This window comes from Burkholderia sp. BCC1977, assembly GCF_905339595.1.
In the GTDB taxonomy this organism is placed as follows: Bacteria; Pseudomonadota; Gammaproteobacteria; order Burkholderiales; family Burkholderiaceae; genus Burkholderia.
This window is the reverse complement of sequence record NZ_CAJPGQ010000042.1, coordinates 41348-56875: the sequence shown is the minus strand read 5'-3', so window position 1 is coordinate 56875 and position 15528 is coordinate 41348. Positions and strand designations below refer to the sequence as shown.

The window sequence follows — 15528 nt, the reverse complement described above, 5'->3', positions numbered from 1 at the left end:
CATGAACGCACCGATTCCCGCCGCGGCGCTGCACGCGACGCCCTGGAGCGCGCAGGAGTTCGAGGCGCGCCTGCGCGCGCTCGAATCGCGCTATCACATCCATCATCCGTTCAACCGGCGCCTGAATGCCGGCGCGTGCTCGCCGGCACAGATCCGCGGCTGGGTCGCGAACCGCTTCTACTACCAGGTCAGCATTCCGCTGAAGGACGCGGCGATCCTGTCCAATTGCCCGGACCGCGACACGCGCCGGCTGTGGGTCGAGCGGATTCTCGACCACGACGGTCACGGCGGCCAGGAAGGCGGGATCGAGGCGTGGGCGCGGCTCGGCGAAGCGGTCGGGATCGAGCGCGCGGCGCTGTGGTCGCTCGCGCACGTGCTGCCCGGCGTGCGCTTCGCAGTCGACGCCTACGTCAATTTCGCGCGGCACGCGCCGTGGCAGGAAGCCGTGTGCTCGTCGCTGACCGAGATGTTCGCGCCGCAGATCCACCTCGACCGGCTCGCGGGCTGGCCGTCCCACTATCCGTGGATCGAGGCGGACGGGCTGCAGTATTTCCGCGGCCGCGTGCCGCTCGCGCAGCGCGACGTCGAGCACGGGCTCGCGGTGACGCTGAGCCATTTCACGACCCCGGACGCGCAACGGCGCGCGCTCGACATCCTGTCGTTCAAGCTGGATGTGCTGTGGTCGATTCTCGATGCGATTGAAAAGGCGTATCCGGCATGAACTCCAACGACGTCGTCAGCGGCGTGCCGCTGCGCCCCTCGCTGAGGGGCATGTACCGCCTGCAGTGGGAGGCGGCCCAGGATGCGTACGTGCTCCTGTATCCGGAAGGCATGGTCCGGCTCAACCCGAGCGCGGGCGAGATCCTCGCGCGCTGCGACGGCACGCGCGAGCTCGACGACATCATCGACGAACTCGAGCGGCTGTTCAGCACGTCGGATCTCGCATCGGACGTCTATCGCTTCCTCGATCATGCGCGACTGCGCGGCTGGCTCGACTGACATGGACCTGACACCGCCTCCGAACCGGCCGTCCGCGCCGCTGTGGCTGCTCGCCGAGCTCACCTATCGCTGCCCGCTGCACTGCGCGTTCTGCTACAACCCCGTCGACTTCGCGACGCACGGCGCGGAGCTCGATACCGACGCGTGGCGCACGGTGATCAGCGACGCGCGCGCGCTCGGCGCCGCGCAGATCGGCTTCTCCGGCGGCGAGCCGCTGCAGCGCGGCGATCTGGAGGTGCTGGTCGAGCATGCGCGGTCGCTGGGTTTCTATACCAACCTGATCACGTCGGGCGTGGGCCTGAATGCCGCGCGCATCGACCGCCTCAAGGCGGCCGGGCTCGATCATATCCAGCTGTCGCTGCAGGATTCGACGCGCGAGCTGAACGACTTCCTGACCAGCACGCGCACCTTCGATCTCAAGCGCGGCGTCGGGCGGCTGATCAAGTCGCACGGCTATCCGATGGTGCTGAACTGCGTGCTGCATCGCTACAACCTGCCGCACGTCGGCCAGATCATCGAGATGGCGCTCGACCTCGGCGCGGATTTCCTCGAGCTCGCGAATACCCAGTATTACGGCTGGGCGATGCTGAATCGCGACCAGCTGATGCCGACCGCCGAACAGCTGCGCGAAGCGGAGGAAACGGTCAACCGCTACCGGAAGCTCGTCGGCGAACGGTGCAAGATCCTGTTCGTCGTGCCCGACTACTTCGAGCAGCGGCCCAAGGCCTGCATGAACGGCTGGGGCTCGGTGTTTCTCGGCGTCGCACCGGACGGCACCGCGCTGCCGTGCCACGCCGCGCGCGGGTTGCCCGGCCTCGTATTGCCCAACGTGCGCGACCGGTCGCTGAAGGAGATCTGGTACGACAGCGCCGCGTTCAACGCGTTTCGCGGCGACGGCTGGATGCGCGACCCGTGCCGCACCTGCGACGAGCGCCATACGGATCATGGCGGGTGCCGCTGCCAGGCGTACCTGCTGGCCGGCGATCCGGCGCTGGCCGATCCGGTCTGCGCGAAGTCACCGCATCACGGCCGGGTCGAACAGGCCGTGCAGTTCGCGCGGCGGGCCGGGCGGCAGGACGAGCGTCCGCTGATCTTTCGCAGTGCTGCCAATTCGATTGCGCGCTGAGCCGCGCACGCAGACGCACGAACGCGTCAAATTCAAACGCGCGTTTGATGCATGCGCGGCGCATCGGCGCGCCGCGCATGTCAGCCCGCGACCGGTCTCCCCATCCGACCGAAACACCACGGTCATGAAAACGATTCGATCCGGATGTGCTCCCGCTCCCGCTCCCGCTCCCGCTCCCGCTTCCGCTTCCGCTTGAGCGCACGCCGGACGAGATCTCTTGTGACGCATGCCTGCCGACACGTTCGATATATGACAAGGGATTCGGCTCGCATGCGCGTCCCGAGTAATCTCGGGTAATTCTGATAATTCCATGTATTAATTCATGGATAGAAGCGTTTCGATGACAACGTTTGCGCGGCGCTATATCGGAAGATTCGACGATGACACCGGTATTTCATCATCGATACGAGACGACATATAGTCGTAATTTTCATTAATGTTGATGAAAATTTTCGCGTCGGACGTGTGCGCGAAATCGAAGCGTGTACGATGCAAACGCGGCATCACCGATTCGCGTTCGGCGATCTCCGGACCGACCTCGCTCAATTCCGTCGACTGACGCCCGCATCACGTTCAAGCCCGGTGCATCCGGCTTCGACGTAAATATTCCGCCGGAATGCACGATTGATCGGGGTGGGGCCCGGTTCCGGGCCCGGCGGCACGCCAGCGCGTGTTACCGCGCTCCGTATCCGACCGGCTTTACTCGAACCTGAGCGGCTCCGACCATGCACGATTGAAACGATTCCGGACAGTGTCCGCACATTGTCATCGCGATACTGTCCTTTCATCCGTTCCGGCAGTGCCAGCTGGAACCGATGACTCATTCAAACCGATTCCGGCTTTTCTTCATTCATCAGGAGAGAAGTCTGACCGAGCTATCCCGATTTAAATTTCGGCGCGTTGATGCACGTCAATTGTTCGCGAAATTGGATGAATGCATTCCCGCTGGATGCGAAGAATCTGAATAAATAGTGCCATACCACGGGCTTGATTGATTCCGACAACAACACGGCGAAAACAGACAGTGGCAAATCGGCGGGCGAGGGTCGCCCCTATGATGCGGCGCAGAAAACAACAAATGTAAGAAATTGTTAAAGGGCCGCAAAGATGCAAACAGTGTCGAATCATTCATCGACGGGGTTAAGCGTGAATCGTGGTAGAAGCGCCGGCGACGGGCATCAACGAGCAAGCGTAATCGTACTGTTGCTCGAGGGTTTCTCCATCATGCAGATGGGGAAGCTGGCTGCCGTTTTCGAACTCGCCAATCAGCTTGGACGCGGCGATGGCGCATTCGTCGACCGTTACGAATTGCGGCTGTATTCCATGCATGGCGGCCCGGTCCGTTCGTCGTCGGGTGTCGGCATCTGGACGGAGGCGGCTCGCACGCTCGAAGCCAGCACCGTGCACGCGATGTTCGTGTTGAGCGGTCAAGGCGGGATCGATGCGCTCGACGAGCAGTTGATCGCATGGCTCCAGCATGCGCATCAACGTGCGCGCGTCGTTCGCGGCAGCCAGGGCGGCCGCAAATTGCTGACGCAGATTCATCTCGCGCAGAAGGAAGTCGAGCAGGCCGCGCCGGCCGCGGACGGCGGCGGCGCGTCGTCCGTCGGACGCGATGACGGCGAGCCTGCCGGCGACGAGGACGATGGACCGTTCTCGGATGCGTTGTCGATCGTGCGGGTCGACATGGGCTACGAAATCGCGCAGGAAATCGTGATGTGCATGGTGTCCGGCGCGAACCGCAAGCTGACCGACGTGCTGTTCGGCGCACGGGTCGCACGCGCCAGCACGTTGATCAGGATGGCTGCGCATCATCTGCGCGTGAACAGCGAGAACCGGATTTCGATTGCCGACGCGGCGCAGGCCGCCGCGATGAGCGAGCGCAATTTCCTGCGGCGCTTCAAGAACGAAATCGGCGTCACGCCCACCGAGTTCGTGTTGAGAATCCGCCTCGAAAAGGCGTGCCGCATGCTGATCGAAACCGATCTTCCGGCGGACAAGGTCGCACGACGCACCGGCCTCGGCAGCGGCGACCGGATGGCGAAACTGTTTCGTCAGCACCTGCAGACTTCGCCGACCGAATATCGGGCGGCAGCACGACAAGGCGGCGACGCTTCGACGGACATGCTGTACGCATCGGATCTCGGCGACTGGATGAGCGGCGCGCCCTCTTAGCTCCGGCGATCGCAATTCGCCGTGCGCTGCCAATCGTCAAAATTGCATTCGTTAATTCAAATCAATATCCGGAAATGGATGTTTCGTCCGAATGACAGTGCCGTTATTCGTGCGCGAAAAATACCGGATATAAGCCAGTCTCCATGCGACGAAGGCGGATTCAGCCACAATCGTGGCGCGGTCCGACACGAGTCGATCAAAACGTATTTCCACTGATTAAGTTATCGATTGGCCTTTCGAGGAGGCGGCACCCCGGCACTCCTCGGAATTTTGCCTGCCGTGTTGCCGTGAGCACACTGCGCAGGCCTTTTTATTCATTGAGCGAGCATCCGGTCGATTCGATCCGGCCGATGCTCGCTTGCAGGTTGGGGCGGCGCCAGGCAATGCATGCGCTGCCCGATGCGCCGGTAATAGAGGGCGCGCCGAATTGCAAATCGACCTGAATCGACGTGTCGTCCATGTGATTGAAATTCGAGCATGAATCGTTGCGCGTGCACGTTATTCGCGCATGGAACATGCATCGCTCGATTCGTGAAATGGATCGAATAATTCGCTCGCGGAATCGGCCTTGATTTGTTCCGCCATCAACAAGGCGAATTCGGACGCAGGCGATAAAAGCGCGAGTCGCGACGAATATGATGCACTGCGGAAACGTTGAAACGACGGTTTTGCAACGAGCGCGCCGCGTGACACGCGCCTCGCATCCGGCCGGAGCGTGATGCGGCTGAGCCGCGGCACGCCGCCGCGGCGAGATCGGGCGCAGGCCCCGGACGACATGCGTGGCAGGCGTGATGTACCGCTGCACCGCGAACGGGTGTTGGATGATGAATTAGGAGTTCATATCAATGAATTCGTTGATCAATCGAGCGACCGATATCGGGCTGATCGTGCTGGGCGCGTTCATTCCCGCGTTGATCGGTGCCACCGGCGGTGCGCGCGGAACCCTGTTCGACGGTGCGCTCGTCGCCTTTGCCGCCGCGCTGGCGTTGTCGGTATTTCCTGCCTGCGGGATCTATGAGGCCGCGCGCACGCGCTCGGCGCTGCACGTGCTCGGCCGCACGGTGCTCGCATGGATCGTCGTGCAGGGCATGAGCACCGCGCTGTTGTACGTGCTGCATCGTGCGCACGTGCTGTCGAGCGAGTGGTTCGTGTACTGGACGCTCGCCAGCGGGATCGGGCTGATCGCGTTCCGTGCGCTGACACTGGCGATCTTCGGGATGATCGAGCGCGCAGGCGACCAGGTGCGTGCGGCGGCCATCGCACACGCGGACCTGCGCGGCCAGCTCGAGATCGGCCACCGGACGGTCGGGCGCATCAAGCGGATGGTCAAGCGCGGCTTCGACCTGGTGGGTGCGTCGCTGCTGCTCGTCATGCTGGCGCCGGTATTGCTGGGCATCGCATGGACCGTGCGGCGCGACGGCGGCCCGGCGATCTTCGGGCACGAGCGCGTCGGCCGCAACGGCCGGCGGTTCAAGTGCCTGAAATTCCGCTCGATGGTGACGAACGCCGACGCGGTGCTCAAGGCGCTGCTGGCGCGCGATGCCGACGCCCGCGCGGAATGGGATCGCGAATTCAAGCTGAAGAACGACGTGCGCATCACGCCGATCGGCCGCTTGCTCCGCAAGACGAGTCTCGACGAATTGCCGCAACTGCTGAACGTGCTGAAGGGCGACATGAGCCTGGTCGGACCGCGCCCGATCGTCGAGGCCGAGCTCGAACGCTACGGCGACGACGTGCGCTACTACCTGATGGCGAAACCCGGCATGACCGGCCTCTGGCAGGTCAGCGGCCGCAACGACACCGACTATTCGACGCGCGTGTCGCTCGACGTGTCCTACGTGCGCGAATGGTCGTTGCGCCGCGACATCGGCATCCTGTTCCGGACGATCAACGTGGTGGTGCGCGGTTCGGGCGCGTATTAGCCGCTGCCGCGCGCACCCGCGTCGCCAGGGATGCGCGGCGGCGGCGCGTGACGGCGGCAGGCGCGGCAGGGTTCAGCCGCAGTGGCAGGGTTCAGCAGCAGTGGCAGCAAGCATGTCCGGTCTCGACAGGGGTGCTGTACTCGCGGTCGACACGACGCGGGGCGACCGGAGCAATTTCAAATTAAAAAAGTGCGAGGTTGTAATGCAGAGGTTGCGTCAAATGGAGTCGGCGCGCGCGTGCGCGCCGCGCCGACCGTCGCGTGTCGGGCCGCTCGTGATGATCCTGCCGCTGTGCGCGTTGCTCGGTGCGTGCGGCATCGCGCCGGGCATGCGCATGCAGCAGCCGGCGTCGATTCCGCTGCAAACCGGCGCCACGCCGGCCGAAAGCGCCGCGCTGCCGGTGCCGGTCACGAACATCGACCTGTCGCTGATCCGGCGCATGCGCGACAGCGAACGCAGTACGCGCGGCGAACCCCGCGATATCGTCGCGTCGCCGGATGCGTACACCATCGGGCGCGGCGACGTGCTGCAGATCACCGTATGGGACCACCCCGAACTCGCGGCGGCGCTCGGCGCGCCGGCGCAGGCCGCGCCGCGCGCGGCGGATGCGCCGCCGGGTTTCGTCGTCGACCAGGACGGCACGCTGCAGTTTCCTTTCGCGGGTCGCCTGACGGTGGCCGGCCTGACGGCCGAGCAGGTGCAGACGCAGCTCACGCGCCGTCTCGACAAGACGTTCAGGAATCCGCAGATCACCGTGCGGATCGCGTCGTTCCGCGCGAAGCAGGTGTACATCGAGGGCGAGGTGCATACGCCGGGTTCACAGCCGGTGAACGACATCCCGATGACGCTGTATGACGCGATCGGGCGGGCCGGCGGCTTTTCGGCGGCGGCCGACCAGAGCCGCATCGTGCTGGTGCGCGACGGCGTCGAGCGCCGGATCGACCTGACCGAGATGGCCGAGCAGGGACGCAATCCGTCGAAGATCGTGCTGCGCAACGGCGATCTCGTGCGCGTGCTGCCGCGCGACGAGAGCGGCGTGTTCGTGATGGGCGAGGTCAACAAGCCGGTGACGGCGCTGCCGATGCGCAACGGCCGGCTGACGCTGAGCGAGGCGATCGCGCAGGCCGGCAGCCTGAACGCGAACACCGCCGACGCCGCGCAACTCTACGTGGTGCGCGGGATGCAGGACGAGCAGCCGCAGGTCTATCACCTCGACGCGCGCTCGCCGGTCGCGATGGTGCTGGCGAATCAGTTCCAGCTGAAGCCGAAGGACGTCGTGTACGTCGACGGCAACGGGCTCGTCCGCTTCAGCCGCGTGCTGAGCCTGTTGCTGCCGGCCATCAACGCCGGCCTGACCGCGGCGATCGCGACCAAATGATGGAATCCATCCTGATCGTCTGCGAGGGCAACATCTGCCGCAGCCCGATGGCCGAAGCGATGCTGCGTCAGGCCATGCCCGGGCGGCGCGTCGCGTCCGCCGGCCTGAATGCGCTGGTCGGCATGCCGGCCGCGCCGTACACGCAGGAGGTGATGCGGATGCGCGGCTTCGACGTGTCGACGCATCGCGCGCAGCAGATCGGCCGCTCGCTGTGTACCGACGCCGAGCTGATCCTCGTGATGGACCGTCGACAGCGCACGTCGCTCGAGAACCAGTTCCCGTTCGTGCGGGGACGCGTGTTCCGTCTCGGCGAGTACACGGATTTCGACGTGCACGACCCTTACCGCCAGCCCAGATTCGTGTTCGAGCGCTGCGCGCGACTGATCGAGCTCGGCGTGTCCGAGTGGTCGAAGCGCCTGCGTATCGTCTGAAGCGGCCGTTGGTCGATGCCCCACTGAAACCCATACGCCCCATACCGTTGCCATGACCCAACCCTCCGCCCCGCCGCAGCAACCCGCCGAAGACGGCAGCGAGACCGACTTCGTCGCGGTGCTCGACATCCTGCTGGAAAGCCGCTGGCTGATCGCGACCATCACGTGCGTGATGCTGTTCGCCGGCCTCGCGTACGCGATGCTCGGCAAGCCCGTGTTCGAAGCCAACATCATGGTCCAGGTCGAGGACAGCCCCGACACGTCGGCCGCCAAGTCGTTGCTGGGCGACGTATCGTCGCTGTTCGACGTCAAGTCGTCGGCCGCCGCCGAGCAGCAGATCCTCGCGTCGCGCCTCGTCGTCGAACGCGCGGTCGACACGCTCAACCTGTTCATCGACGCTCAGCCGAAGCGCTTTCCGTTGATCGGCGACTGGATCGCGCGCCACGGCGACGGCCTGTCCGACCCCGGCCTGGCGGGCTTCGGCGGCTACGCATGGGGCCGCGAGCGCATCGACGTGCCGCGGTTCGACGTGCCGCGCAAGAATGAAGGCGACGCGTTCACGCTGACGAGCCTCGGCGGCAAGCGCTATCGGCTCGAAGGCGACGATCTCGATGCACCCGTCGAGGGCACGGTCGGCACGCTCGAGCATTTCCGCTCGCCGCGCGGGCCGATCACGCTGCGGGTCGCGTCGCTCGCCGCGAAGCCCGGCGCCGCGTTCGTGCTGGTCCGCAATTCGCGGCTGAAGACGATCGAGGACATCCGCGACCGCCTCAACGTGCAGGAGCGCGTGAAGCAGTCGGACGTCGTCGTCGCCAGCCTGCAGGACACCGATCCGAAATGGGTCAGCGACACGATGAACGAGATCGGCCGCCAGTACGTGCGGCAGAACATCGAGCGGAAATCGGCGGAAGCCGCGCAGTCGCTCGAGTTCCTGACCGCGCAGTTGCCGCAGCTCAAGCAGCAGCTGACCGATTCCGAAGCGCGCCTGACGAAGCTGCGCAACGAACACGGCACGGTGGACCTCACCGAGGAAGCGAAGCTCGCGCTCGCGCAGACCGCCGACGCGAAGACGCGCCTGCTCGAACTGCAGCAGAAGCGGCAGGAGCTGATGTCCCGCTTCACCGAACGGCACCCGAGCGTGGCCGTGATCGACGAGCAGATCGCCGCGCTGAACGGCTACCGGAACACGGCGGAGCAGCAGATCCGGCGCTTGCCGGACCTGCAGCAGGAAGCCGTGCGGCTGATGCTCGACGTGAAGGTCAACACCGACCTCTACACGGCGTTGCTGAACAACATGCAGCAGCTGCAGCTCGTGCAGGCCGGCAAGACCGGCAACGTGCGACTCGTCGACACGGCGGCGGTGCCGGAAGTGGCGGTGCGGCCGAAGAAGGCGCTCGTCGCGCTGGCGTCGCTGCTGCTCGGGCTGCTCGCCGGCTGCGGCACCGCGATCGTCCGCTCGATGCTGTTCCATGGCATCTCCGATCACAACGAGATCGAGCGCCGTCTCGGCCTCGCGGTGTACGCGACGGTCCCGATCAGCGACCATCAGCGCGACCTGGCCGAGGAGGCCGCGCGCAAGAGCGGCCACAAGTCGATCCTGTCGATCGACTTCCCGAACGAGCCGGCCGTCGAGTGCCTGCGCAGCCTGCGCACCGCGCTGCAGTTCGCGATGCTCGAGGCGAAGAACAACATCGTGCTGATCGCCGGTCCGGCGCCGGGCGTCGGCAAGACCTTCCTGTCGTCGAATCTCGCGGTCGTGATGGCGAGCGCCGGCAAGCGCGTGCTGCTGATCGACGGCGACATTCGCAAGGGCCGGCTGCACGACTATCTCGGCTTCCCGCGCGGCCGCGGCTTCACCGAGCTGATCGCCGGCAGCGCGCGCGTCGCGGACGTGATTCACCGCGAGGTGGTCGACGGTCTGGACTTCATCTCGACCGGAACGATGCCGAAGAACCCCGCGGAGCTGCTGCTGAACCGCAATCTCGCGGCGCTGGTCGACGATCTGTCGTCGAGCTACGACATCGTCGTGATCGACTCGGCGCCGGTGCTCGCCGTGCCCGATACCGGCATTCTCGGCGCGGTCGCCGGCACCGCGCTGCTCGTCACGATGGCGGGCAAGACCAAGCTCGGCGAGATCGGCGAATCCGCGAAGCGCTTCGCGCAGAACGGCGTCCGCCTGAACGGCGTCATCTTCAACGGCGTCAATCCGCGGCTGGGGCAGTACGGGTACGGGTCGAAGTACGGCGGTTATCGCTATGTCGCCTACGAATACGGGGCGCAAGATGCGTGACGCGCACAGCGCCGCCGCCTGCGGCCCGGCCCGCGCCTCCGGTCGCGCACGGCGCACGGTGGCGAGATGATCAATCCGCGGGATTCGATCGTGTCGCTCGCCGGCGTCGTGGTTGGCCAGATCGCGCTGTTCGTCTGCATCTTCGTGATCGGTCGGCGCTTCGGGCCCGAGTCGCTCGGCCACTTCAACTATCTGCTCGCGCTGGCGACCTTCGTCGGCACGCTGCTCGCATTCCGCTACGAGCTCGCGTGCGTCGACGACGCGCCGGGCGAGTCGTTCAATGCGTTCGTCAACGTGACGGCGCTGAGCCTGGCCGTCATCGCGGTATTCGGCGTCCTGATCGCGATTGCAGGCCGCGGGGACCTCCATCTCGTCGCCGTCTACGCGCTGGCCACGTTCGTGCAGCTGGCCGCCGGGTCCTACCTGAACAGTCTCAGGCGCTACGGATGGATCGCGTTGTCGCGCGTCGTCGTCAACGGATCGTTCCTCGCCGGCCTGGTGCTGTCGCTCGCATGCCCCGCATGCGGGCAGGTCGACGTGTTCGCGCTGTACGCGTGGGTGACCGCGGCGGTCTCGATCGCGATGGCCGCGGCGATCCTGTTCTCCGGGTATCGAGCCGGGTATTCGTTCCGGCTGTCACGCGGGTTTTTCGTCAGGAACCGCCGTTTCGCGCTGTATATCCTGCCGTCGACGCTGTGCGCGTCGGTGCTGACCTACGCGCTGTCGATCGCGATTCCGCACTGGTTCGACGCGCAGAGCGCCGGCTACTTCGCCGCGGCTTACCGGCTCGGCTTCTTTCCGGTGTCGCTGATCGCGCAGAGCGTCGGCGGGGTGTTCCGCCGCGACGCGATCGGCGCGATGGCGCGTCCGGATGCCGACGCGACGGTGCCGCGCGTGTACCGGACCTACGCGCGCGCGCTCACGGCGCTCGCGGCCGTGTACCTGGCCGGCGGGCTGCTGCTGTTCGCGCCGCTCGTCAACCTGTTCTTCGGCGAAAGCTGGCGCGGGTCGGTCGGGTTCTATCACAGCCTGATGCCGCTGTTCGCGCTGCAGCTGATCTACGTGCCGCTGTCGCAGATCTTCCTCGCGACGCGCGCGCAGCGCGTCGACTTCCTGTTTCAGCTGACCTGCGGCGTATGTCTTGCCGGCGCGCTGGGCATCGCGCGGCTGATGAACCTGTCGGCCCCGACGAGCGTGCAGGTTTTTTCACTGACCGGCGCGGCGCTGATGGCGGCCGGCATCGCGCTGACGTACCGGGTTCTCGGCGCGAACCTGTCCCGATCCCGGGCGCTGGCGTGAGCGCGCCGATACGACGAACGAGCACACCATGATCCTGATAGTCATCGATTCCCTCGAGCGTTACTACTTCGCCACCCGCCTGGTGAACGCGGTCCGGCACGAGTACGCGTTCGCGTTCCTGACGAGCGAACCCGTCGCGCATCTCGGCCTGCTGCTGGGCGGTTACCGGTCGGTGTACCTGAACCGGCTGACGCCGGTCGACGCGCCCGACGGCCAGCCGGCCGACCGCACGCCGTATCAGCTGTCGATCGAGGTGCTGAACGGGCAGATGACCGAAGCGCGCGCGAAGCGCGAGTCGGCGGCGATCTTCCAGATCGCGTCGGAAGTCCTGCGCGGCCTGCGGGTCGAGCAGTGCGTGATGTGGAACGGGCAGCAGCTGGTGTGCCGCGCGGTGCGGCAGGCCTGTACGGTGTACGGCGTGGCGACCCGCTTCATCGAGATCTCGAACCTGCCGGACAAGCTGTTCGTCGATTCGCTGGGCGTCAACGCGCTGTCGACGATCAGCCGCAATCCCGAGGTCATCGACCGGCTGCCGCTGCCCGACGAGGACACGCATGCGCGCTGGCTGTCCGCCTATGAACGCTACAAGCAGATGCCGCTGCCGCAGGCGAGGACGTCGTTCGCGCGCAAGGCGATGTCCGCGACCAACTACCTGCTGAAGGCGGTCAGCGGCGGCGTGGCCCGCCGGCGGCTGGCGAGCGTGCGTGCGCGCAACGGAATGCCGGCGCCGCGCCAGGCCACCCGGATGTCGGCCGAGACGCTGGCGACCTGCCGCTATGTGTTCCTGCCGCTGCAGGTATCGGGCGACACGCAGATCAAGCTGCATTCGGACGTCGGCAATCTCGACGCGATCCGCCATGCGTTCGAGTTCGCGGTCAACGAGAGCGCCGACCTGTTCGTGAAGCTGCATCCGGCCGAGACCGATGCGGCCGAGATCGACGCGATCGTGCGCCTGCAGGAGACCTGTCACTTCGAGATCGTCACGTCGCCGACCACGGACCTGCTGCGGCACGCGCATGCGGTCGTCACGATCAATTCGACGGTCGGGCTCGAGGCGATGCTGTACGGCAAGCGCGTGGTGTCGCTCGGCCGTTGCTTCTACAAGGCGTTCGACCGCGAGCGGCTGCTGAAGTACATCCATTCGTTCCTGGTCGACGGCATCGACTATTTCGGCGCGGCGCGCATCCCCGCCGATGCGGCCCGGCGCGTGTTCGCGAGGCGGCACTGACATGGCTGTCACGTTGCGACAGACCGCCGAGGCGATCGCCGAAGACTGCCGCCGCAATGCGTTTTTGAAGACGCGCAGCGTGGTGATCTTCTATCGCGTCGTGCATTACCTCGCGTGCCGGAGCCGGTTCACGCTGCTGGCCGGCGCGCCGCTGATCCTGCTCTACATCGTGCTGTGCGACTGGCTGATGGGCATCGAGATTCCGGTGAAGACGAAGATCGGCAAGGGGCTCGCGCTTTATCACGGCACGGGCCTCGTGATCAACGGCTACGCGGTGATCGGCGATTACTGCACGCTGCGGCACGGCGTGACCATCGGCAACACCATCCTGAAGGACGGCACGATCGGCGGCGTGCCGACGATCGGCGACCACGTCGAGTTCGGCGTGCACAGCGTCGTGCTCGGCGCGGTGCGCGTCGGCGACCGGGCGCGGATCGGCGCCGGCGCCGTGGTGCTGCGCGACGTGCCCGACGGCCGCGTGGCCGTCGGCGTCCCGGCGCGCATTCTCGACAACGGACAGGAACTGAAATGAACGTGTTCATTCTGCATCCCGGCAAGGCGAACTATCCCGAGATCGCCGCCTACGGCCGGCGCCTGAGAACGCACGGGTTCGAGGTGTTCGACGGCGATCTCGAGGCGTACGCGCGCTTTCCCGATCGCGACGCCTGCATCCTGTGGTGCATCATGGGTTTCTATCGCGCGCTGCCGCCTGCGCGATTCGTGATTCACGACTATCGGTCGCTGTCGGTCGGCCGGCTCGCGACCGTCAAGGACAGCGTGAAGCGCGTGCTGAACGTGCGGCCCGACCTGCGGATCTTCCAGAACGAGCGGATGCGCGACGCGATGGCATTTCGCGACGGCGTGCGTTCGTTGCTGCTGCCGATGGGGGTGCCGGACTGGATCTTCGATCCGGCCGATGTGGATGCCGACGCCGATCGCGCGGCCGGGGGCAGCGCCGGCGCGGAGCAGACACCGTCCGGACGGTTCTGCTACATCGGCGAGATGAGCCGCGAACGCGGCTTTCACAAGGTGCTGGCCGCGTACCGCGACGCGCGGCGCGACGCATCGGACACGCTCGTGCTGGTCGGCAACCCGGAGCCCGAGATCCGCGCGGCGTTCGCCGACACGCCGGGCATCCGCTTCGTCGGCCGCGTGCCGCAGCCCGACGCGCTGCGGATCGTCCGCGACAGCGAATACGCGGTGTGCTTCTTCCCGTATCACCGGCCGCATTGCTTCCAGACGCCGACCAAGCTGCTCGAATACGCATCGCTCGGCAAGAAGATCGTGTGCAACGACGCGCCGTCGAACGTGCGCACCGCGCAGGAACTCGGCATCCAGTGCCACGTCACCGGCGCGACGATCTTCGACGAGCTGTTTCCGCTGACGCGAATTCGCGCGACGCGTCCGGACCCGGTGGCGATGCGGTCGCTGGAATGGGGGCGCGTGATCGAGCGCTCGGGCGTGCTCGCGTATATCGATGCGGCCGCGGGTTGCGGGTCGGGTGTCTGACGAAGTCATTCGCCGTCGGTGCACGACGGCTCATCACTCATGAAACGGATCCCGATGAAAATCGCTCACATAGTCGAATCCAGCGCGACGGGCACGTTGTCGATGGTGTGCCTGATCGCGAATCGTCTGGCTCGCGAAGGCCACGACGTGCATGTCATCTACTCGGTGCGGCCGGATACGCCCGCCGGCCTGGCCGCGATGTTCGACACGCGCGTATCGCTGCGCCACGTGCAGATGAAAGGCGCGGGCCTGTTGCGGACCGTCGGCCGGCTGCGCGCGACGCTCAACGAGATCGGCCCGGACGTCGTGCACCTGCATTCGTCGTTCGCCGGCTTTCTCGGGCGGCTGTCGACGCTGTTCGCGTTGCCGAAGGCAGCGTTCTTCTACAGCCCGCATTGCATCTCGTTCATGCGCCGCGACATCTCGGGCGTGAAGCGCCTGGCGTTCGTCGGCCTCGAATGGATCGCGTGCCTCCGGAAATGCCTGTACGTCGCGTGCTCCGAAAGCGAAGGCCGCGCGATCCGCGTATGGCTGCGTCAGCCGGTGGTGGTGGTCGAGAACGCGGTGAGCGCGACGTTGTCGTCCGCGCGGTCGGGCGACGCCGAGCGTGCGGTGGACGCTCCCCCATGCGTGGTGACCGTCGGCGGCATCCGTGCGCAAAAGAATCCCGAGCTGTTCGCGCAGATCGCGCACGGCATGCGCGCGCGCGGCACGCGCTTCGTCTGGATCGGCGACGGCGACGAAGCAGGGAAGGCGCGGCTGGCCGAGGCGGGCGTCGAGGTGACCGGATGGTTGCCGCACGACGAGGTCGCGCGGCGGCTCGAACGCGCGGACGTGTACCTGTCGACGTCGTCGTGGGAAGGCATGCCGGTGTCGGTCATCGAGGCGATGCTGGCCGGCCGGCCCGTCGTCGTGTCCGACTGCGCCGGCAACGTGGATGTCGTGCGCCATCTGCAAACCGGCGTGATCTACGCGACGGCGGCAGATGCGGTCGCGTGGCTTGAGCGCCTTGCCGGCGACGACGCGCTGCGCCGCGAACTGGCCCGGCGGGCGAGCCGCGAGGCGCGGCAGCGCTTCGGCGAGGAACGCCTGTTCGGCGAGCTCGCGCCGCTCTATGCTGCATGGGTGGCCCGCTGACGACAGCATCCGGCCGCGACCGACCGGCGCGATC

General features: G+C 66.2%; 14 protein-coding genes. 13 read left to right on the top strand and 1 reads right to left on the bottom strand.

Annotated elements, in window-relative coordinates; genetic code table 11:
* Nucleotide 1: 1 nt before the first annotated feature.
* The 4 genes from pqqC to U5771_RS27675 all read left to right on the top strand — a co-directional run bounded on the left by pqqC (nucleotide 2) and on the right by U5771_RS27675 (nucleotide 4300).
* Complete coding sequence (gene pqqC / locus U5771_RS27690) at nucleotides 2–721, top strand: pyrroloquinoline-quinone synthase PqqC (RefSeq protein WP_322026925.1); 720 nt, start codon at nucleotides 2–4, stop codon at nucleotides 719–721.
* Complete coding sequence (gene pqqD, locus U5771_RS27685) at nucleotides 718–999, top strand: pyrroloquinoline quinone biosynthesis peptide chaperone PqqD (RefSeq protein WP_012372245.1); 282 nt, start codon at nucleotides 718–720, stop codon at nucleotides 997–999. Before pqqC ends, pqqD begins: the two co-directional genes overlap by 4 nt.
* Nucleotide 1000: 1 nt before the next feature.
* On the top strand, nucleotides 1001–2125 hold the full coding sequence (pqqE, locus tag U5771_RS27680) for a pyrroloquinoline quinone biosynthesis protein PqqE (protein WP_322026924.1): 1125 nt from the start codon (nucleotides 1001–1003) through the stop codon (nucleotides 2123–2125).
* A 1230-nt stretch (nucleotides 2126–3355) separates the two neighbouring features.
* Nucleotides 3356–4300, top strand: a complete 945-nt coding sequence (locus U5771_RS27675; RefSeq protein ID WP_322026923.1) for a helix-turn-helix domain-containing protein — start codon at nucleotides 3356–3358, stop codon at nucleotides 4298–4300.
* Between the two features lie 310 nt (nucleotides 4301–4610).
* On the opposite strand, the gene U5771_RS27670 is transcribed toward U5771_RS27675, so the two are convergent.
* The gene (locus U5771_RS27670; protein ID WP_322026922.1) at nucleotides 4611–4760 is read right to left on the bottom strand and encodes a hypothetical protein; all 150 of its coding nucleotides are present in this window, start codon (nucleotides 4758–4760) and stop codon (nucleotides 4611–4613) included.
* Nucleotides 4761–5145: 385 nt separating this feature from the next.
* Here U5771_RS27670 and U5771_RS27665 point away from each other — a divergent pair, with 385 nt between their 5' ends.
* The 9 genes from U5771_RS27665 (at nucleotide 5146) to U5771_RS27625 (ending at nucleotide 15494) form a co-directional block, all read left to right on the top strand.
* Nucleotides 5146–6222: a sugar transferase gene (locus tag U5771_RS27665; RefSeq protein ID WP_322026921.1), complete on the top strand. Its 1077-nt coding sequence runs from the start codon at nucleotides 5146–5148 to the stop codon at nucleotides 6220–6222.
* A gap of 202 nt (nucleotides 6223–6424) precedes the next feature.
* Nucleotides 6425–7600, top strand: a complete 1176-nt coding sequence (locus U5771_RS27660) for a polysaccharide biosynthesis/export family protein (RefSeq protein WP_322026920.1) — start codon at nucleotides 6425–6427, stop codon at nucleotides 7598–7600.
* A complete protein-coding gene (locus tag U5771_RS27655; RefSeq protein WP_322026919.1) occupies nucleotides 7597–8031 on the top strand; it encodes a low molecular weight protein-tyrosine-phosphatase in 435 nt (144 codons plus the stop codon). Before U5771_RS27660 ends, U5771_RS27655 begins: the two co-directional genes overlap by 4 nt.
* Nucleotides 8032–8083: 52 nt before the next feature.
* Nucleotides 8084–10321 (top strand): polysaccharide biosynthesis tyrosine autokinase, encoded by a 2238-nt coding sequence (locus tag U5771_RS27650; RefSeq protein ID WP_322026918.1) that lies wholly within the window; start codon nucleotides 8084–8086, stop codon nucleotides 10319–10321.
* A gap of 66 nt (nucleotides 10322–10387) precedes the next feature.
* On the top strand, nucleotides 10388–11620 hold the full coding sequence (locus U5771_RS27645; RefSeq protein WP_322026917.1) for a lipopolysaccharide biosynthesis protein: 1233 nt from the start codon (nucleotides 10388–10390) through the stop codon (nucleotides 11618–11620).
* Nucleotides 11621–11648: 28 nt separating this feature from the next.
* Nucleotides 11649–12848 (top strand): capsular biosynthesis protein, encoded by a 1200-nt coding sequence (locus U5771_RS27640; RefSeq protein WP_322026916.1) that lies wholly within the window; start codon nucleotides 11649–11651, stop codon nucleotides 12846–12848.
* A gap of 1 nt (nucleotide 12849) precedes the next feature.
* Nucleotides 12850–13380, top strand: coding sequence for a serine acetyltransferase (locus U5771_RS27635; protein WP_322026915.1), 531 nt, complete (start codon nucleotides 12850–12852; stop codon nucleotides 13378–13380).
* A complete protein-coding gene (locus U5771_RS27630; RefSeq protein WP_322026914.1) occupies nucleotides 13377–14357 on the top strand; it encodes a glycosyltransferase in 981 nt (326 codons plus the stop codon). The genes U5771_RS27635 and U5771_RS27630 overlap by 4 nt, the downstream gene beginning before the upstream one ends.
* Before the next feature lie 54 nt (nucleotides 14358–14411).
* Nucleotides 14412–15494, top strand: a complete 1083-nt coding sequence (locus tag U5771_RS27625) for a glycosyltransferase (RefSeq protein WP_322026913.1) — start codon at nucleotides 14412–14414, stop codon at nucleotides 15492–15494.
* The last annotated feature ends 34 nt before the right edge of the window (nucleotides 15495–15528 follow it).